Annotated in this window: 20 protein-coding genes; 7 read left to right on the top strand and 13 right to left on the bottom strand. The window is 37.4% G+C overall.

Features of this window, described 5'->3' with window-relative positions:
- Window position 1: 1 nt before the first annotated feature.
- From ABD682_RS08985 to trkA, 6 genes are all read right to left on the bottom strand, one after another.
- Entirely contained in the window at window positions 2–580 is a 579-nt protein-coding gene (locus tag ABD682_RS08985) for a YceI family protein (RefSeq protein WP_344740908.1), read from the bottom strand.
- 92 nt (window positions 581–672) lie between these two features.
- Window positions 673–1,938, bottom strand: coding sequence for a hypothetical protein (locus ABD682_RS08980; RefSeq protein ID WP_344740907.1), 1,266 nt, complete (start codon window positions 1,936–1,938; stop codon window positions 673–675).
- Window positions 1,939–1,967: 29 nt separating this feature from the next.
- Window positions 1,968–2,555 carry a YceI family protein gene (locus ABD682_RS08975; protein ID WP_344740906.1) on the bottom strand — a complete coding sequence of 196 codons (588 nt, stop codon included), beginning with the start codon at window positions 2,553–2,555 and terminating at the stop codon, window positions 1,968–1,970.
- Between the two features lie 194 nt (window positions 2,556–2,749).
- Window positions 2,750–3,016, bottom strand: coding sequence for a hypothetical protein (locus ABD682_RS08970; protein WP_344740905.1), 267 nt, complete (start codon window positions 3,014–3,016; stop codon window positions 2,750–2,752).
- 147 nt (window positions 3,017–3,163) lie between these two features.
- Window positions 3,164–4,657 carry a TrkH family potassium uptake protein gene (locus ABD682_RS08965; protein WP_344740903.1) on the bottom strand — a complete coding sequence of 498 codons (1,494 nt, stop codon included), beginning with the start codon at window positions 4,655–4,657 and terminating at the stop codon, window positions 3,164–3,166.
- A 24-nt stretch (window positions 4,658–4,681) separates the two neighbouring features.
- On the bottom strand, window positions 4,682–6,031 hold the full coding sequence (gene trkA / locus ABD682_RS08960; RefSeq protein WP_344740902.1) for a Trk system potassium transporter TrkA: 1,350 nt from the start codon (window positions 6,029–6,031) through the stop codon (window positions 4,682–4,684).
- 136 nt (window positions 6,032–6,167) lie between these two features.
- On the opposite strand from trkA, the gene ubiE reads away from it, so the two are divergent.
- Both ubiE and porT read left to right on the top strand, forming a co-directional pair.
- Entirely contained in the window at window positions 6,168–6,893 is a 726-nt protein-coding gene (ubiE, locus tag ABD682_RS08955) for a bifunctional demethylmenaquinone methyltransferase/2-methoxy-6-polyprenyl-1,4-benzoquinol methylase UbiE (RefSeq protein ID WP_344740901.1), read from the top strand.
- A gap of 3 nt (window positions 6,894–6,896) precedes the next feature.
- Window positions 6,897–7,622: a type IX secretion/gliding motility protein PorT/SprT gene (porT, locus tag ABD682_RS08950; protein WP_344740899.1), complete on the top strand. Its 726-nt coding sequence runs from the start codon at window positions 6,897–6,899 to the stop codon at window positions 7,620–7,622.
- A gap of 21 nt (window positions 7,623–7,643) precedes the next feature.
- Here porT and ABD682_RS08945 read toward each other — a convergent pair whose 3' ends face one another.
- A complete protein-coding gene (locus tag ABD682_RS08945) occupies window positions 7,644–8,372 on the bottom strand; it encodes a TrmH family RNA methyltransferase (protein ID WP_344740897.1) in 729 nt (242 codons plus the stop codon).
- 188 nt (window positions 8,373–8,560) lie between these two features.
- Here ABD682_RS08945 and tamL point away from each other — a divergent pair, with 188 nt between their 5' ends.
- From tamL to ABD682_RS08920, 5 genes are all read left to right on the top strand, one after another.
- Window positions 8,561–11,089 (top strand): translocation and assembly module lipoprotein TamL, encoded by a 2,529-nt coding sequence (tamL, locus tag ABD682_RS08940; protein WP_344740896.1) that lies wholly within the window; start codon window positions 8,561–8,563, stop codon window positions 11,087–11,089.
- A 126-nt stretch (window positions 11,090–11,215) separates the two neighbouring features.
- The gene (gene fbaA / locus ABD682_RS08935; RefSeq protein ID WP_344740895.1) at window positions 11,216–12,283 is read left to right on the top strand and encodes a class II fructose-bisphosphate aldolase; all 1,068 of its coding nucleotides are present in this window, start codon (window positions 11,216–11,218) and stop codon (window positions 12,281–12,283) included.
- 214 nt (window positions 12,284–12,497) lie between these two features.
- A complete protein-coding gene (gene accD, locus ABD682_RS08930) occupies window positions 12,498–13,355 on the top strand; it encodes an acetyl-CoA carboxylase, carboxyltransferase subunit beta (RefSeq protein ID WP_344740893.1) in 858 nt (285 codons plus the stop codon).
- Between the two features lie 128 nt (window positions 13,356–13,483).
- Window positions 13,484–13,753: a 30S ribosomal protein S15 gene (gene rpsO / locus ABD682_RS08925; RefSeq protein ID WP_344740891.1), complete on the top strand. Its 270-nt coding sequence runs from the start codon at window positions 13,484–13,486 to the stop codon at window positions 13,751–13,753.
- Window positions 13,754–14,044: 291 nt separating this feature from the next.
- Window positions 14,045–16,324, top strand: a complete 2,280-nt coding sequence (locus ABD682_RS08920; RefSeq protein ID WP_344740889.1) for a polyribonucleotide nucleotidyltransferase — start codon at window positions 14,045–14,047, stop codon at window positions 16,322–16,324.
- Window positions 16,325–16,386: 62 nt separating this feature from the next.
- Here the strand turns inward: ABD682_RS08920 and ABD682_RS08915 are convergent, their stop codons facing one another.
- The 6 genes from ABD682_RS08915 to ABD682_RS08890 form a co-directional block, all read right to left on the bottom strand.
- Window positions 16,387–16,776, bottom strand: a complete 390-nt coding sequence (locus ABD682_RS08915) for a hypothetical protein (protein ID WP_344740888.1) — start codon at window positions 16,774–16,776, stop codon at window positions 16,387–16,389.
- 15 nt (window positions 16,777–16,791) lie between these two features.
- Window positions 16,792–17,301 (bottom strand): hypothetical protein, encoded by a 510-nt coding sequence (locus ABD682_RS08910; protein WP_344740887.1) that lies wholly within the window; start codon window positions 17,299–17,301, stop codon window positions 16,792–16,794.
- Window positions 17,302–17,329: 28 nt separating this feature from the next.
- On the bottom strand, window positions 17,330–17,707 hold the full coding sequence (locus ABD682_RS08905; RefSeq protein ID WP_344740886.1) for a hypothetical protein: 378 nt from the start codon (window positions 17,705–17,707) through the stop codon (window positions 17,330–17,332).
- A 111-nt stretch (window positions 17,708–17,818) separates the two neighbouring features.
- Window positions 17,819–18,625 (bottom strand): SDR family NAD(P)-dependent oxidoreductase, encoded by an 807-nt coding sequence (locus ABD682_RS08900; protein ID WP_344740885.1) that lies wholly within the window; start codon window positions 18,623–18,625, stop codon window positions 17,819–17,821.
- Window positions 18,622–19,608 carry an NAD-dependent epimerase/dehydratase family protein gene (locus ABD682_RS08895; protein ID WP_344740884.1) on the bottom strand — a complete coding sequence of 329 codons (987 nt, stop codon included), beginning with the start codon at window positions 19,606–19,608 and terminating at the stop codon, window positions 18,622–18,624. Before ABD682_RS08895 ends, ABD682_RS08900 begins: the two co-directional genes overlap by 4 nt.
- On the bottom strand, window positions 19,605–20,276 hold the full coding sequence (locus ABD682_RS08890; protein WP_344740883.1) for a CPBP family intramembrane glutamic endopeptidase: 672 nt from the start codon (window positions 20,274–20,276) through the stop codon (window positions 19,605–19,607). Before ABD682_RS08890 ends, ABD682_RS08895 begins: the two co-directional genes overlap by 4 nt.
- Window positions 20,277–20,278: the final 2 nt, after the last annotated feature.

Genomic DNA, 20,278 nt, shown 5'->3' with positions numbered 1-20,278 from the left:
TTTAGACTTCGGCTATATTCAAGTGCAGATCAATTTTAATAAATTCACTCACCACAATAAGACCTAAAGCTTTTCTTGGCGCTTCAATATTAAAATCGTTAATATTTAACTCCAAAGTACCGGTTACCACCATTTTATCCTGTTGATCAATTTTTAAAGGAATCTTATAAGAATTCATTACTCCGGAAATATGAATATCAACAATGGCATTTACGGTGTTAGAAGTATTGGTATCCAAAGAAACGGACCGAAGATTCAATACGATCTCAGGATAAGTATCGGCGTGAAGTAAATCGTAAAAATCATCATTCATATGTTTATTACCACAATCGAAACAACGGGTATTTAAAACTAAATGGGTTTCCTGAAACACCATTTTACCGTTCTCATTTTGAAAATAAACCGGAATAGGATTTTTTAAATTGGTGGCATCAAACTCACAACTGAACCGGTTGATGTTGGTTTTCCCTTTAATGACCAATTGACTTTCGGGCGCAACATAAACTCGGGTACGTTTGATGTAATCCGATGAGAATCCGAAAACACAAAAAACCAAAATTAAAATTACAAACCGTTTCATGGTCTTAAGGTATTAAAAAAAAAAACAAGCCTCTGTAATACTCATTCTAAATTTAGAATTTACAGAGACTTGTTTCATCATGGGCTAAATTTTTAGAAACTTATCACGGCCTCAGCGGTAAACCCGTCAAACTGACCGCCATCTAATATATCTCCTGTTGGGAAATCATTGTATTTCTGGTTCACATATTCTACTTTCATTAAGATGTTTTTGGTCATGAACCAACCGGCACCTAATTGAACTCTGTTAATAGTTGCATCAGTTCCGCCTAACAATTCCGCATCTACAGTATTATAACGTCCTCCTATGTAGAAGTTTTCGTCGTTTCCAAATCTATAAAGTAGTTCTCCAGCATATTGATTTGTTTTACGTCTGTCTACTTCATCTTGTCTTTTACCAGAAGTTAATTCCACTGTTCCAAAGAACTCTAATCCACCATATTTCAAGAATGGATTGATCATTACAGCTGTAATAGTGTTTTTAAACCCAGGATCAAAACGACCAGAACGGAAGTTATCACTAGTAGCGTCAGCAGCTTGCATCACATCATAATATCTGGCTCCTGCTCTATCGGCAGTGTATAAATATACACTTTGAGCATATCCTGTATTATATAAAGATCCTGTAAGTCTGAATCTAAAGTCGCTATCAATTTGTTTATCGAAACCTAATTTAGCTAAGAAGGCAGCCCCTCCTGTTGTTCCATTAGATTCTTTCACATTTTGATTTAATTTTCCATTTGAAAGACCTACCATTCCAAAGAAACCGCTAGGTGTTCTGTAAAGAACCTCAGCACCAACTTCAGTTGTAAATGAATCCATGATCAAGTTGCCAACAAATGGGTTATAAATGGCTTGTGCGTTATCAGTTCTTCTAAAATGTGCATCACCATAATTGTTTTCCATATGACCTATTTTAATAGTGGTTTTACTCATAAAATCACTTAATAAGCCCTCACTAATGAAATCTAAATTATCGATTTGGAAATATCCTCCTTTTACATAGGTTTCATGGTGGTGACGAGATGACAAGTAAGTTCTTAAATGCATTCTCACACCGGCAGCTAAAGCAACATCTAGATCAAGGTTGGCAGTTGCTAAGTTAAAGTTGCTGCCTATCTCTTTAATTGGTGCGCCATCAGTTGAATTCGAGATGGCTTGAAATTGTAGTGTTGATGCACCTCCTACGCGTACTTTTACGCCATCAAAGGTTGATACGCTATCCTTTGGAGCTTCAAACACATCCACGCCATTTTTATTAGGTGGTCTGAAGTTATCTAAGTTCCTGTCTTGAGCATACATACTAACGCCTGCCAGTAATGCTACGAATAATACACTGTGTTTAAATATTGTTCTCATGATTTTGTTTTTTTTTGGTGTTATAGTTTTTATTGATAAATGTTTTTAAATTCTATGGTTAATTCGTCGCCTGTAGTAATGGCGCCAAATAAGGCTGTTGGTGGATCTACATTATAATCTGTCATTTTTATTTTTTTGGTTCCTTCTAAAATGATTTTTCCCTGATTTATGTCCACATTGAATTCAATAGGAATCCGTTGGGTTACGCCAGTAATGGTTAAGTCGCCATGGCCTTTTACCAGGTACTTGTTTGCGCCCTTTTCAAGAACATTGTCCACTTTAACTAAATTGAATGTGATGTTTTTGTATTCATCGGTTTTTAGCGCTTTGAACGTGTTTTTGTCCATGGCTTTTTTCCCACTTAAAAGGGCTTCAGATTTCACTTTGAAATCGCAGGTTTTAATGGCACATTTACCAAGATCTTCAAAAGTGATTTCACCACTTTTTTGTTCTCCCTGTAAATGCCAGTCATGCAAATTCGAGGTACCCAAAACCTTTAAAGTAGAAGCATTGTCATTAAGTTTAAACTCTTGGGCTGAAACCAGATTGACAGTTAATAACCCCAAGGTAATTAAGGCTATTAAAGCATAATACTTACGTGTTTTTGCGGTTTTCATGATTTGTAGTTTTAATATTACGATACAAAGTTCCTTCAAAAGAGCGGGGCAAAATATGACTTTTGTCATAAGTCAATCTTTTTTTAATAAAATGAAAAAAGCCTGAAAAAAATCAGGCTATTAATACCTAAGGAGATTTTGATAAGAAGGATCTTTTTTAAGTATCTAAATTACTTGTTTTGAAGTTAAGAAATTTAATTCAAATATAAAAATATGAAAGAGGTTACAACGATACTAATAAGTGCAAACGAAATGATCAGAATTATTTTGTTCCTTCTATTTTCGGCTTGCATGCGTTTCCTTATTTTTTCCAGTTGTTCACTGGTTGCTTTCGGGAATTTTGCCAGTTTTACCTTGGCATAACTTCCTTGTAAATTTTGTTTGTCTTTGCGTTTGGCCAACAAGGATCGATTTTCCTTAAGAGATTTATTGGCATGCATCATAAAGCCTTCGCCGCCCATAATGTGTAAATATTAAATTGAAATGTCATCCTGAGAAGTTTTCAGGTAAGTATCAAATACCTCATGAAGTATGTATTTATAAGTAATAAAATGCTTAGAAATGTTACATTATATTATTCAAAAAAAGAAAACAAAAAAAGCGCGCTATTAACGATTCCGCCAGAAGAAAGGCGTGAACAAAATCAGGACAGTAAATAATTCCAAACGGCCGATAAGCATTAAAAAAGAAGCCCACCATTTACCCAAAGGTGGCAAGGCTGCATAATTATTTACAGGACCAAAACTTCCGAAGGCCGGCCCCACATTTCCTAAACTGGAAGCAGAAAGTCCTACAGAAGAATGAAAATCGATCTGAAACATAGAAAATACCAGTGCACCAATTATAAAGGAAAGCATATACAAAATAAAAAAGCCAAGGATATTAAATACGATATCTCCGGAAATGGCTCGCATATTATAGCGAACCGGTAAAATGGCATTGGGGTGTAAGGTGCGTTTAAACTCTAAAAAACCATTTTTAATGAGAATCAAATGACGAACCACCTTTACCCCTCCGGAAGTACTACCGGCCGAACCACCAAGGAACATCAAACCGAAAAAGAATACGATCAAAAAAGGCGTCCATAAGGTATAATCAGCAGAAACAAAACCTGTGGTTGTAACGATAGATAACACCTGGAAAAACCCATGACGAAAGGCACTTTCTCCTTTACCCCAAACCATCGGATGATGTATCGTTGACTGGCTCAGATCAGCCCTGAAATAAATGATCAGCGTAGCTATTGCTGTAAAAATTACAATGAATTTAAAATAGAGTTTGAATTCTTCATCGTGCAATACCTTTTTAATCTTTCCTTTGAAAGCGAAATAACTCAGAACAAAGTTGGTTCCGGCAAGAAACATAAATACAATAATGATATACTGGATCAAGGGTTGATGATTCCAATAAGCAACACTGGCGTTTTTTGTTGAAAATCCGCCGGTAGACAAGGTGCTTAGCGCATGGTTCATCGCATCAAAAAAAGACATCCCCGCAACGTTTAAAAGGATAGTTTCAGCAGCTGTGTAACCAAAATAGATTAACCACAAACGCTTTGCCGTATCTGTAATTCTAGGATGTAATTTATCAGCACTGGGGCCCGGAGCTTCCGCGGCAAATAACTGCATACCACCAATGCCTAATAACGGTAAAATGGCAATGGCTAAAACAATGATACCCATGCCACCGATCCAATGGGTTAAACTTCGCCAGAATAAAATACCCTTCGGAAGAATTTCAATATCATTTAAAATCGAAGCTCCCGTTGTGGTGTAGCCCGACATCGTTTCAAAAAAGGCATTGGTAAAACTGGGAATACTTCCGGAGATCACATAAGGTAAGGTTCCGGAAAGCGACATGATGATCCATCCAAAAGCCACAACAATATAGCCTTCACGTTTGTTGATTTCCTTTTTATGATTTCGGGTAAATATCATACTGATAGCGCCAAAAATCATGGTGATCAGGCCGGCTAGAGCAATTTGCATGGAAACTCCATCTTTATAAATAGCACCTACCAAAGCCGCCAGCAACATAAAGGCACCGTTAAAAACGAGCAATAAGCCCAGGAAATGAAATATGATCTTATAATTGAGTCTCATTTGTTCTTTTATGAATAATGCCGCCTAGCGAAAAAGCTTTTCAACACCTTTTATTGATTGTAGTAAGCTGCAAACCACAACGCGGTCTCCTTCCTGAATTTTGAAATCCCCCAGGGCAATCACCCCAAGTCCATTTCGGATCACACCACCAATAATGGCAGATCGTGGAAAATCAACCTTTTTTATGAGCTTGTTGCATATTTCTGAAGAAGATCTCACCTCGAATTCCAATAACTCAGCATTCATATTGTTAAGTTTGGTCATAGCGACCACCTCTCCTTTCCGAATGTATCTGAATATATTGTTAGCAGCTAAGAGTTTTTTATTAATAAGCGTTTCGATACCAACAGAATGAGATAATTCAAAATAATCCATATTTTCTACCAGGGCAATCGTTTTTTTCACACCCTTGGATTTGGCCACCAAACAAGACATGATATTGGTTTCGGAATTTCCGCCAACGGCTATAAAAGCATCCATATCACTGATATTCTCTTCCTCAAGTAGATCTACATTTCTACCATCACTATGGATAACCAAAACTTCAGGCAGATCGTCTGCAATATCAAACGCGCGTTCTTTATTAACCTCCAAAAGTTTTACATTGAAACCTTTATCACTGAGATCTCGAGCGGTTTTAAAACCAATTTGACCACCACCGAGGATCATAACATTTTTAATTTCACTATTTTTCTTACCTGTAAGTCGGCATAACTCTTCCGCACCACCTTCCGAGGTAATAAATACCACATTATCTCCACGTTTAAACATCGTATCTCCTCTGGGAATAATTGTGTATTGCGATCCAAATCTTTGAATAGCAATGGGCACAAAATGTATTTCAGGGAAAATCTTAGCAGCGTCCTTAACGGTTTTACCCACAAAGGATGCCGAACGTGAAAGCGTTAAACCTACCATGGTTAAAGCTCCATTTTCAAACTCATAAGTATCATTAAATGAAGATTGTTTTAATGACAATTGAATTTCTGAGGCCGCCAGCGACTCCGGAGAGATCAACTCATCAATACCAAACTTTGTAAATCCGCCCTCTTCTTTAAAATTGATAAATTCTGTGTTGGAAATACGTGCAATCGTGCGCTTAGAACCCAGTTGCTTCGCTAAAACACAAGCCGTGATATTTGTTGTTTCACTTGCAGTAACGGCAATAAACAGGTCACTTTGTTCAATACGGGAGTCTCGTAAAATTGAAATAGATGTTGCATCGCCTTTTATCACTTTAATATCCAAATGGGTATCGGCATAGGCCAAACTTTCCTTATTAATATCGATCAGCGTAATTTCCTGCGATTCATAAGACAATAATTTAGCTAAATGAAATCCAACTTCACCAGCACCTGCAATGATAATTTTCATGTGTTTCTCGTTGATAAAAGGTCTTAACAAATATAGTATAAAATTAGTTTCATGATTTTAGTGAAAAATGATTATCCTTTTTGATATATTGGCGCTTGAATTTTTAAGATTATCTTTACCAAAAATTTGATACGATTTGTCGAAAGTTAAACCATATAAGGATAGTGAATTAGGAAAAAAAGCTCAGGTTACCGAAATGTTCGATACTATTTCGGGTGAGTACGATGGTTTGAACCGCGTTATTTCCTTTGGAATTGATATAAAGTGGCGTAAAAAAGTAGTAAAACTAGTTGGTGAAACAAACCCGGAAAATGTTTTGGATATTGCCACTGGAACTGGTGATCTGGCCATAGAGTTAGCCAAAACCGGGGCTTCAAAAATTATAGGTCTCGATATAAGCAGCGGCATGCTTGAGGTTGGTAAAAACAAGATAAAAAAACGCGGTCTGAACACTAAAATCGAGATGGTTTTAGGAGACAGTGAGCAAATGCCTTTTGAGAACGATACTTTTGATGCGATTACGGTAGCCTTCGGTATACGTAACTTTGAAGATCTGGAGCAAGGTTTAAAAGATATTTACAGAGTTTTAAAACCCGGCGGTATCTTTGTAATCCTGGAAACTTCAGTGCCAACAAAAACGCCTTACAAGCAAGGTTATAATTTTTACTCGAAAGCTATTCTTCCGCTAATTGGTCGTGTCTTTTCAAAAGATAAAAGTGCCTACCGGTATTTATCCGAGTCGGCTTCTGTTTTTCCCTATGGTGAAGCATTAAACAATATTTTACGTAAAATTGGGTTTAATAGTGTTGAAGATTTCCCTCAAACCTTTGGTGTAGCTACAATTTATAAATCAACCAAATAAAACATGAAGAACGCCTTAATACTTATTTGTGCCTTATTTGTAATGCAAACAACACATGCCCAGTTGTTTACTAAGGAAAAAGTTATGTACGATGGGAATTCAGGGCGTGGGACCACAGACTACAATTTGTTGCGTTGGGGGTACTTTCTGGGAATCAATTTCATGGATTTTAATTTCGATTATAATCAGGATATGCGCGATATTTACATTAAGCGCACTCCGGGATTTAATGTGGGATTAATTGGAAATTTGCGCGTAAACGATTATTTCGACCTGCGTTTAGAGCCCGGATTAGTAATGACGAATAGAAAATTTTACTACAGTCGATCCTATTTTTCCGGAACACCATCGAACAATGATTTATTTCGTGAGGTTCGATCCACCTACATTTATGTTCCCCTGCTCTTAAAAATCTCTACCAAGCGAATCAATAATTTCAAACCTTTTATAATCGGAGGTTTTGCGGCAGCCATCAATTTATCGAGTAATGAGAACAATGTTGATGACAACAAGAACGGGCAATTCCGAATGAAAAGTCATCCCTTCTTTTACGAACTCGGCTTTGGTATTGACTTTTATTTGTTCAACTTTAAGTTTTCACCGTCAATTCGTGGTGTTTTCAGTATGACTGATGAATTGGTGCGCGATGAAGATCCGAGCAGTCCATGGACAGGAAACGTAAAAAGTATGCAAACCCGAGGGGTGTATCTTAATTTTACATTCCAATAAACTTCCTTTTTCCAGGGTTTTCTACAAAGCTAGATTTCTTTTAAATTCACTCAATAGGATACTGGTAGCCGTGGCCACATTCAAACTTTCAGTTTCCTGACGATCCCCAAAACGTGGAATCGCAATTTTTTGAGTAACCAAATTGGCAATGTCTTCAGAAATACCATTGGCTTCATTACCCATGATCAGAATACCTTGATCAGGTAATGGTGTTTTATACACATTTTTACCATCCATAAAAGCACCGAAAACCGGTCCGTTTTGATTATTAATAAAGCTCGGTAAGTCCAGGTATGAAATATTCACTCGCGCAATCGACCCCATAGTAGCTTGGATAACCTTTGGATTGTAACAATCTGCGGTTTCATTACTACAAACCAGATCAGTAACTCCAAACCAATCACATAACCGGATTATAGTGCCTAAATTCCCCGGATCACGAACGTCGTCCAAAGCTAATACAAGTTGATTTGTATCAATGGGTTTCGATTCAGGAATTTTGAAAAGGGCCAGTGCCTTTTGGGGTGATTTTAAAAAACTTATCTTTTTAAGTTCACTTTCAGCAATTAAAACTTCATTTTTGGCATTAAGATTGAAGGACTCCGTAGTATATAACTGGTATAATTCCAGGTCTGATTTCAAAAGTTCATGAATAGTTTTGAGGCCTTCAACAACAAATAATTTATCCTGGAGACGGAATTTTTTTTGTTTTAACCGGGTAATATGTTTGATTTGATTTTTTGACAGCATAACACAAAGACCTGTGCGAATTTATATTTTATAAAGAAAAAGAAAAAATATTAGTAAAATTGACTTTGTTCGAAATTAATATCTCATCATATTAGGTTGAAAAAATGTATTTTTGGCATAATAAATCGGAATTCCGAGGGGTTAACACAAGTAAATCGGTCGAAGCTAAATAAATTAAAAATAGTCATTTGAAGAACTTATCCTTTAAAATACTGGCATCACTAGTAATACTTCAAAGCTTTACAGCTTGTGATGCTGTTAAACGGGTATCGGATAAGGAGTACTTGCTCACCAAAAATACCATCAAGGTTAATGGTAAAACCAATAATTCAGAAACGCTAAACAATTTATTATACCAACATGCCAATAAACGTTTGGCTGGAGTTCCGTTGCGCTTATATTTCTACAACCTGGCACGACCCAATATTGACTCCATATTAGAAAGCAACATAAATGCCAGACCAAAAAAAAGACAACATCTTGAAAGTTTCCTCTCAGAAAAGCAGTTAAATAAATATATAGAATCTCGAAAGGGATTGAATAACTGGTTTAAAAAAACGGGTGAAGCTCCCGTTATCTTAGATGAGAATAAGGCTGATAAATCTCTGGATCGCATTGATAGTTATTACATAAATAATGGTTGGTTTGATGTTGATTCACATTACAACATTACGCGAAAAGATAATAAACGGGCTTCCGTGGAATACGATATTAAAACAGGTCCGGCCTTTATTATTGATTCAATATACACCGACATAAAAACACCCATTGTTGACACCATTTACCAAAAGAGCAAAAAAGAAGCTTTGATTGCTACAGGACAGCAATACCGTACGGCCAATTTTGAAAGTGAACGTGAACGCATTGCGACTAAAATGCGAAATTCCGGTTTATATCATTTTAAACAAGATTACATTACCTTCGAGATGGACACTATAGGCACGAACAAAAAGGTTAATGTAGGTTTGAAAATTCAAAATAGGGAAGTTCGAAATCCTGATGAAACTTTTTCCAGAGAACCCTTTAAAGTTTATCAGATTAGCGATGTTAACATCATTACGGATTATACTTTTGAAAACCGAAACAAACCCTTTCAAGATTCTATTCGTTATGCCGGGTTCAATTTATATAGCTATGGCAAAATGCGCTACCGACCCAAGGCTATTACTGATGCTGTTTTTATTACTCCAAATCGTATTTTCAGGGATATCGATAGAACCCGAACCTATCGCTACATCAGTGAGTTGCGTACTTTTAAATATCCAAATATTCAGTATTATGAAAATGCGGAAGACAAAACGCTTTCGGATACCATTAAACTCACGCCGCTTAAAAAATTCAGTTTAGGATTTAGCACTGATGTTTCACAAAGTAATATCCAAACTATTGGTTTATCATTGAATCCCAGTGTGCTTATTCGCAATATTTTCAGAGGTGCTGAAACCTTTCAAATTTCAGCCTTTGGATCCATTGGTTCATCCAAAGACAAAAATAGTTCAGATCCCTTTTTCGATATCAAAGAATATGGCTTGGATCTGAAACTTACTATTCCGCGATTGTTTTCTCCGTTTTATACCGAAGGAATTATTCCTAAATATATGTCGCCAAGTACCAGGATCAGTCTATCTACTTCGAGTCAAACCAATATAGGTCTCGATAAACAAACCTTAAGTGGAACCTTCAATTATAACTGGTATCCCAATGATAAGGTAACGAACAAATTCGATCTTTTCAATATACAATACGTACGAAATCTGAACATCGATAATTATTTTGGAGTGTATCAAAACTCCTTCAAACTATTGAATCAGATTGCGCAGGATGTAAATTATATTCCTAATGATGAAAGTTTGAGCATTCCTACAGGTGCAGAAGGTTTCATTACTTATGCGCTTGATCCTAATCCACCTCAAGAATTTTCGAGCTCGCAGCGCCAAACTATTAATAACATCAACGAGCGTAAAAAACGATTAACCGAAAACAACCTGATCTTATCTTCCAACTTCAGCTTTGTAAATGATGAGCGTACTAATCTTTTTGATGAAGATTTTTCAATATTTCGTTTCAAACTCGAACTAGCCGGGAATTTATTGAATACCGCTTCGAAACTTATTGGTTTACCTAAAGATGACAAAGGCCGTTATGAACTATTCAATGTGGCTTACTCGCAGTACACGAAGGCTGAAGTAGATTACATTAAGCACTTCGATCTGGGTAAAAAAAATGTATTAGCCTTTAGAGGTTTTGTAGGTATTGCTGTCCCCTACGGAAATTCAACCAACATTCCGTTCGCGAAGAGTTTCTTCGCCGGAGGACCCAACGATAACCGTGCCTGGACGGCCTATAGCCTTGGTCCGGGACGCTCCTTATCCACCAATGAATTTAATGAAGCTAACTTTAAAATATCCTTCAATGTAGAGCAGCGCTTTAACCTTTTTGAAAATCTGAATGGGGCCATTTTTGTTGATGTAGGCAATATTTGGAATGTTTTTGACGACATTACCGATCCTAACGCAACCTTTAACGGCTTCAGCTCTCTTGAAGATCTCGCCGTAGGTTCAGGATTCGGACTGCGTTACGACTTTAGTTTCTTTGTTTTCCGTTTCGATATTGGCTTTAAAACCCACGATCCGGCATACGATGCCAGTAATCGTTGGTTCAACGAATACAACTTTAAAAATGCCACGTATAATATTGGTATCAACTATCCGTTCTAAGGCCTTTTTTTACTTGATAAAACTATAACGTTTTAGTATCTTTTAGAGCTTTCAAAGCACAAAAACACAGGTATTTATTCAAAATTTAATTACTTTTGATATCTAATTAAAAAATCAAACTTAAACATGGGACACAATATAAAACCAGGCGTTGCTACAGGTAAAGAAGTACAGGCTATTTTTGATTATGCTAAGGCTAATAACTTCGCACTACCCGCAGTAAACGTTATCGGATCGGATACAATTAACGGCGTTTTAGAAACGGCCAGAGATCTAAACGCCCCCGTTATCATTCAATTCTCAAACGGAGGAGCGCAATTCAATGCCGGAAAAGGCTTAAGCAACGATGGCCAGAAGGCAGCTATTGCAGGTGCCATTGCCGGTGCAAAACACGTACATACTTTGGCCGAAGCATATGGTGTTCCAGTTATTTTACATACCGACCACTGTGCAAAAAAACTTTTACCCTGGATCGACGGTTTATTGGATGCCAGTGAAAAACATTTCGAAGAAACCGGAAAATCGTTATTCAGTTCTCACATGATCGATCTATCGGAGGAACCTATCGAAGAAAACATCGAAATATGTAAAGGATATCTTGAGCGTATGAGTAAAATGGGAATGACCCTCGAGATCGAATTAGGTATTACCGGCGGTGAAGAAGATGGTGTAGACAACTCGGATGTTGATGATTCTAAACTTTACACCCAACCTGAAGAAGTAGCTTACGCTTACGAGGAATTGAGTAAGGTAAGTCCGCAATTCACCATTGCTGCTGCTTTTGGAAACGTTCATGGTGTTTACAAACCAGGAAACGTAAAATTAACGCCTAAGATCTTAAAGAATTCTCAAGAATATATCACTAAAAAATACGATGTGGAACACAACCATATCGATTTCGTATTCCATGGTGGATCCGGCTCCACAGTTGAAGAAATTCGTGAAGCTATTGGGTACGGTGTAATAAAAATGAACATTGATACCGACCTTCAATACGCGTTCATGACCGGTATTCGTGATTATATGGGCTCTAAAGCCGATTATTTAAAATCACAGATCGGTAATCCTGAAGGTGAAGATTCACCAAACAAAAAATACTACGATCCACGTGTGTGGTTACGCGAAGGTGAGAAAACCTTTGTAGCCCGTTTGAAAAAGGCTTTTGAAGACCTAAACAACGTAGATACTTTATAATAGATAAAACATCATAATTAAGGAATCCTGCCAATGGCGGGATTTTTTTTGCTGGAAAAAGTTCCTGGGCGTTACCCCAAAATTAAAATAAAACTTTAATTTTGCTGTCGGGCTTTCCGCTGTATCTTTTTTTCGTAACCTCAAAAAAGGATGCCGCTACAATCCCTAACGCGAAGGTAGTGCGTTTAAACTAACCCTAAGAAAAGCAAATTGTATGTCTTGGTTTAAAAGAAAAACAAAAGGTATAACCACCACCACCGAAGAAAAAAAAGACACTCCTAAAGGTCTTTGGTACAAATCTCCCACCGGTAAAATCGTAGATGCCGAAGAGTTAGAGAAGAACTTTTATGTAAGTCCGGAAGATGGTTACCATGTGCGTATTGGCAGTAAAGAATACTTTAAAATATTATTTGACGATAACAAGTTTGAGGAACTCGATGCCAACATGGAATCGAAAGATCCGTTAAAATTTGTAGATACTAAAAAATATCCGGATCGTTTAAAAGCAGCTCAGGAAAAGACCAAATTAAAGGATGCCGTGCGCACCGCCGTTGGAAAATCTAAGGGTAAAGACCTTGTGATTGCCTGTATGGATTTTTCATTCATTGGAGGCTCCATGGGAAGCGTTGTTGGTGAAAAAATTGCACGCGCTGCAGATTATTCCCTGAAAAATAAAATACCATTTATGATCATTTCCAAATCCGGAGGTGCCCGTATGATGGAAGCTGCATATTCGCTAATGCAATTAGCTAAAACCTCAGCAAAACTGGCTCAGTTGGCTGAAGCCGGAATTCCTTATATTTCTTTATGTACTGATCCCACTACCGGAGGAACCACGGCGTCTTTTGCCATGTTAGGCGATATTAATGTTGCCGAACCGGGAGCGCTGATTGGTTTTGCAGGACCTCGTGTAGTAAAAGATACCACAGGAAAAGAATTACCGGAAGGCTTCCAAACCTCAGAATTTTTATTAGAACACGGTTTCCTGGATTTCATTTCGCACAGAAAGCAACTTAAGAATAAAATCAATCAGTATATCGATCTGATCACAAATCAACCGTTACGAGCCTAAGCCGTTAGCACAAAACTAGAAAAAAGGTTTTTTTTCAGATGCGCTTGTAAATCAGTAATATTTACTATATTTGCCGCCTGAAAGAAAGCCTTTCAACATACATAACAATCATTTACAATAATATTAGCATGTATATAGCAAAAGAAGTAAAAGAAAAAATTTTCGAGAAGCACGGTAAAGGAAAGAATGATACCGGTTCTGCGGAAGGTCAGATTGCGTTATTTACGCATAGAATTAACCACTTAACGAAACACCTGAAAAACAATCCAAAAGATTTCAATACAGAGCGTTCGTTAGTAAGTTTAGTAGGTAAGCGTCGTGCGCTACTCGATTACTTAACTAAGAAAGATATCTTAAGATATCGTGCGATAGTAAAAGAATTGAACTTAAGAAAATAAAAGGAAAGAGGCTTTTTAAGCCTCTTTTTTTTTACATTTGCGTTAGGGATTGTAGCGGCATCCTTTTTTGATTTCAAAAAAGATACAGCGAAAAGCCCGACCCTTTAGGGTAACGCCCATAAAAAATAGAACTCTTGCGTGAGAGTTTAAATACCGCGCTAGAAGAAGCTTATACAGTTTTTCATTGGTCTAAATTTGGCATTTTATTGCCGCTTACAACTACTACACAACACAACGACCATTGTTTAATTATTTCAAGCCTTATTGTGCTTGATTGTCAAGAAAATATTTATGATTCCAAAAGTTTTTAAAGAGGTCATAGACCTTGGTGACGGTAGAGAGATTTCTATTGAAACCGGAAAATTAGCAAAACAGGCGCATGGCTCAGTTGTGGTGCAGTCTGGAAATTGCATGTTGCTTTGTACGGTAGTTTCAAATTACAAAGCGAGTGATGTAGATTTTTTACCGTTAACGGTAGATTATCGTGAAAAATTTGCCGCAGCGGGACGTTATCCCGGCGGATTCTTTAAGCGTGAAGCACGCCCGAGTGACGGCGAAGTGTTAACCATGCGTTTGGTAGACCGCGTACTACGCCCGTTATTCCCTAAAGATTATCATTCTGAAACTCAGGTGATGATCCAATTGATGTCTCACGATCCGGAAGTTATGCCGGATGCGATGGCCGGATTAGCAGCATCTGCAGCAATCCAGTTATCAGACTTTCCATTTGAGTGCCCTATTTCTGAGGTACGCGTAGGTCGTGTAAATGGTGAATTTATCATTAACCCTTCATTTAGTCAATTAAAAGAATCAGACATCGATATGGTTATTGGTGCTTCTGAAGATTCTGTGATGATGGTGGAAGGTGAAATGAAAGAGATCTCTGAAGAAGAAATGACCGAAGCGATCAAGTTTGCACACGAAGCTATTAAAGTTCAGTGCCAGGCACAGGTGAAATTAGCTGAGGCCTTTGGTAAAAAGGAAACACGCGAATATGAGCCTGAAGCTGAAGATGAAGCTTTAGAAAAGAAAATTCACGACATGGCTTACGATAAAGTATATGCCGTGGCGAAAGCTGGATCCTCAAAACAAGAACGTGGTGCTGCATTTGCGGAAATAAAAGAAGAAATCATCGCGTCTTTCTCTGAAGAAGAGCGAGAAGAATTAGGTGAAATGATCTCTAAGTATTACGCTAAAGCTGAAAAAACTGCTGTTCGTGATCTTACTTTAAATGAAGGATTACGTTTGGATGGTAGAAAAACTACCGATATCAGACCAATTTGGTGTGAGGTTGATTATTTACCGGCAACTCACGGGTCAGCAATTTTTACCCGTGGTGAAACACAAGCTTTAGCCACTGTAACACTTGGTACTTCAAGAGAAGCTAACCAAATTGATATGCCATCTTTTGAAGGTGAAGAGCGTTTTTATTTACACTATAACTTCCCTCCTTTCTCAACCGGAGAGGCACGACCAATTCGTGGAACATCACGTCGAGAGATCGGACATGGTAACTTAGCGCAACGTGCTTTAAAAGACATGGTGCCAGAAGATTGTCCTTACACTGTTCGTGTGGTTTCTGAAATCCTGGAATCCAATGGATCATCATCAATGGCTACCGTATGTGCCGGAACAATGGCGCTTATGGATGCCGGTGTACAATTGAAAAAACCGGTTTCGGGAATTGCCATGGGCTTAATCACCGATACAGATACCGGAAAATACGCTGTACTTTCTGATATTTTAGGTGATGAAGACCACTTAGGTGATATGGACTTTAAAGTAACCGGAACGGCTGATGGTATTACCGCTTGCCAAATGGATATTAAAGTTAAAGGTTTGAGCTACGAGATTTTAGTGAAAGCACTCAAACAAGCTCGTGATGGAAGATTACATATCCTTGAAAAATTAACCGATACTATTGCGGAACCAAACCCAACGGTGAAAGAGCATGCTCCTGTAATGGTAACAACGCGTATTCCTAACGAATACATTGGTGCCTTGATAGGACCTGGTGGAAAAGTAATTCAGGAATTACAGAAAGAGACCGATACAACCATCGTGATCAATGAAGATCCTGAAACCGAAGAAGGTATCGTAGAGATCTTAGGTGTTGGTAGCGCAGGTATTGATGCTGTTATGGCAAAAATTGATGCCTTGATGTTCAAGCCTGAAGTTGGAAAAACTTATGAAGTGAAAGTGATCAAGATGTTAGATTTTGGTGCCGTAGTAGAATATACACAAGCACCGGGTAACGAAGTATTACTTCACGTAAGTGAATTGGCCTGGGAACGCACTGAAAATGTAAGTGATGTTGTTAATATGGGTGATATTATTGAAGTGAAATACTTTGGTATCGATCCAAGAACCAAGAAAGAGAAAGTCTCTCGCAAGGCTTTATTACCTAAACCTGAAGGTTACGAATCTAAACCTCGCGGTGGGCATTCCCATGGTGGCGGTCATCGTGATAACCGCGATAACCGTGGTAGAGATAATCGCGGTAGAGATAATCGCGGCAGAGATAATCGTGGACGCGATAACAGAAATTCAAGAGATAACGACAACGATTAATCGTTTTGAATTCATAAGAAAAACCGCTTCAGTTACTGAGGCGGTTTTTTTGTTTTAATTATTTAATTTGAGTTGCCCCAGTAACTTCCCTGATCAGATAAACCAACAGCTAAAACTACTCCAGCCATAACAGCAATTGGGATACCAATTGAAGCAACAACGGTCATGGTTTTATTTTTTGGGTTAATGCGTTTAATTTGATCAGCCTTTAATTTAATTTTAATGAGGTTTCCTTTAGATCTTTGAATCCCAAAATAATCACCCTCCTCATGGTAGATTCTGGCAAATCTTATTTTTTTTCCATTAGCTGACTCTACTCTTGATTTTACATTGCTTTTAGAAGCTTCTTCCAATGAAATCGTTTGAGATTGATATACCGTACAACTTTGAAAGAAGATCAAAATAGCTAAAAGAAATCCCAGATGATTTATATGATTTTCTAAAGGTTTCATAAGATGGCGTATTGATTATTTTTTAAAGTGAACCATTACATTTTTAAAGGTTTGCCAGTTGCCTTCGTTTCCATTAATCATAAATACCATGGGTTCTTTAACGAGTCCCGCAAGTCCTCCTATAAGACCACCTCCCAGAGCCCCAAGAATACCAAAACCTAAAGCTCCTTCCCCGGCCGAATAACCAAACCAGGAATCAGGGTCTGCCGTACCTACTCCCAATGCAATTCCGATAGCCCCCCCTGCCGCAGCACCAATCACCACGTTATGTCCACCGGAACGTTTTGTTTTAACAAATCCAATAACAGACTTATTAATGGTAGACACTTCTTTAAGTCTTTTTATTCCCAGAACACTGTCATTAATAAATACAAATTGCCCTTTTGAAATCATTTGACCTGTTTGTGAATAGACTCTCAAAAATCCTTTGTAAGATTTTGAAGAAGGTTGAGAATGAACTCGAATACTTAGTAATACGAAAGAAAGTATGATTGCTAGTTTTGAAAAATTGAATAACGATTTCATAATATTTAATTTTTAAGGTTGATTTTATTTAAAGTGTATAACAAATACTTAACTGAAGGCTATAACCCGCGGCAAGACCTGAGCCGCGATTTTTCAAATTTAGGATGCTATGGAGGTAATGGGTTTTTAATTTCCATTGTTTTTTTAATGGAATTACTGCACTAAGTTTTATACCTAAATCAGTATCGTCATATATGTTTTGCCATTTAGTAAGGTCATTAATACGATTAAAACTATTTTGAAATAATCCTGAGAAAGCAGGTGCGAATTGCGTTTTAAATTCTTTATGAACCTTAAGAGACCATTCTTTTTTCTCTAGATGCTCCGCACTGAAATCAATATCCATTTGTGCCCCAACAGGTCCACATAAAAAAAGGAAGATTAAAATTGAAATTGAAGTTTTCATGATAGAATGATTAATGGATTAAACAACTGATACAAAGATGTTTGATATCATCAGTTTTTATGTCCTAAAAATTCTTTGAAGAACCATTTCGGACAAAGTTTATTACTTGTACTAGATACCCGGTTGCAGTTTTCCGGGTGGAAACTTATTTAATTCGCGATTGGCCAAATAGTCTTTAATAAAATCGGGTAATAGTTTATTAAGGAACATCAAACATTGATTTACAAAACCAGGAACCAATATGGTTTTGTTCTTAAGCATCGCATCGATGGCTATCCTGGCAGCGTCCTCAGGATTTAATACAGATTGCCGAGTGATCCAGCCTACCAATCGATTTTGATAACATAATCTGGTTGTGGTATTCAACCCCCCCGGACAAATGGTAGTTACCGAAATATGATGCTGTTTCAACTCTTTTTTCAAAGTTTTTGAAAACGCTGTAACATATGATTTTGTAGCGCCATAAACCTGTTTTTTAGGTAATGAAAAAAAACTGGCCATACTACTAATGTTCAAAATAGCGGAAGGTCCGGATCGTTTGAGATTTTCCAGAAGCAACCTTATAAGTAAGGTTGGAGTAGTCACATTTACAGCTATTTGTCTAAGGATAAATTTAGGATCAAGTGTATCGAACATGCCGCGACTTAAAACTCCTGCATTATTGATCAGGTATCGAATATTTAATTTTTGTTGAGAAACATATTTAGCAATGTTGTAACAACTCTCAGTGGTACTTAGATCGCACTCCAAGAAATGCACCTCAACATTAAGATTCTTTTCAATAAATGCTGCCAACGGTCCTAAACCCGATTGCGGTAGTGCAATTAGCAATAAATTCATTTTTCGTTGGGCACATTCTAAAGCCATGGCTTTACCAAAACCCTGACTTGCCCCGGTAATTAATGTGAATGTTCTCATGACTGTAATTTTATATGATTAATAGTATGTTCTAATCCCATTTTTAATTGGGTGGCTTCATATTTTAATTTTTCAATGGCTTTCCCGGAACTGGAAACACGGTGTACAAATAGTGCATCTAAAACCTGGGGTCTGATTTTTATTGGCATTTTAAATACCACCTGTAGTATATTCAGAATGGAAAAAACCGATCTTAAAATCTTGTAGTTAACCTTAATGATCTTCACTTTACTCCGCGTCATGATCTTGATGAGCTCGAATAAATTTGCGTAATCCGTATTCTCACCACCAATAATAAATTTCTCGTTTACTACTTTAGGTTTCATCGCAAGAATATGGGCTTGAATCACATCTTTTATAAACACGTAATTCGAACTCACATGCAACCTATCAGGAACTAAAAGATACCGTTGTGATAGCATGAGACGGATTAATCGATTCACACCATTGGAAAAAGTATTTAATCCCGGACCATAAACTTTAGTGACACAAAGGGTAACACAGGATAAACCCTTATTAATATAGCGTTCTACGAGTTCCTCAGCCATACTTTTAGTAAGCTCATAATCATTGGCGTATGAGGTAAGCCTTGGCTGTGATTCAATAATGGGTACCGTTTTATAAGAAGGTCCAAAAACGGATAGCGTACTCGTGTAAATCACTTTTTTGATCTTTAACTCCAAAGCGACCTTTAATATGTTTTCGGTTCCGAGCACGTTGGTCTCGTAGAAACACGAAATATCTGTACAATTGAGATTTGTGAACGCCGCTGTATGAAACACATAATCGCAGTGCTGCATTGCTTTGTAAACAGCATGATCGTTACAAATATCACCTTCAAAAGGAATAATATTTTTATGTTCAGGAATTTTTGGAGATTCTAAATCTCTTACCAAAGCATGAACAGTAATATCCATGCGCGCTAATTCTAAGGCCAATTGATGGCCAATATATCCTGTAGCACCAGTTAAAAAAGCTTTCATGATAATAAAGTTGTTTTAGTTTGTTTGAAAAAAATAGTTATTTCATAAACCGTAGATAAGGTCGCGTGCATTATAAAAGCGTACCAAACACTTTGTGTGAGGTAGGCAAACAAGCATAGAACGATACCAAATGGGATGGCTCCTATGATCTCTTTTCTGGAATCGAACGCGTGAATCAATACATATAACAAGGTGTTATAAGCAATGGCTTCGGATATGCTGAAATATTCTAAAAACGAAAAGAGAATAACGATTCTGAAGAAAAATTCATAAGCCAGCAAGAAAACCAAACGAATTATGAAATAACTCCAGGCACTGGAAAGGGTATACGGACTTCGATCTAAATAGTCATTTTCAATGTTACCCGCACTGCGATATGCTAAAAAAGCACAAACGAACAGTAATATCAGGTAGGGGATCAACGTATTTAAGGGTGCAATCTCGATAGTGTTCACAGTGTGTTGCAACTGAGGTAAAGACAAATAAAAAAACACTCCAAAAATCATAATCCCCAGGGCGTGTTTCATATTTAAAAACACCAGACCGTTTCGTAGCTTTAAAGCCTTCTCAAGATTCGTAATTCCAAGATTTTTATATATCCAGCTTATGGCAAAAAAGGTTGAAAAAACCGTTGCGATAAGCACCCAAAGTGTGGTTGAAACGCTCATGA

Source organism: Gaetbulibacter aestuarii (genome assembly GCF_039537665.1).
Lineage (GTDB): Bacteria > Bacteroidota > Bacteroidia > Flavobacteriales > Flavobacteriaceae > Gaetbulibacter_A > Gaetbulibacter_A aestuarii.
This window is presented reverse-complemented; position numbering and strand designations above follow the sequence as displayed.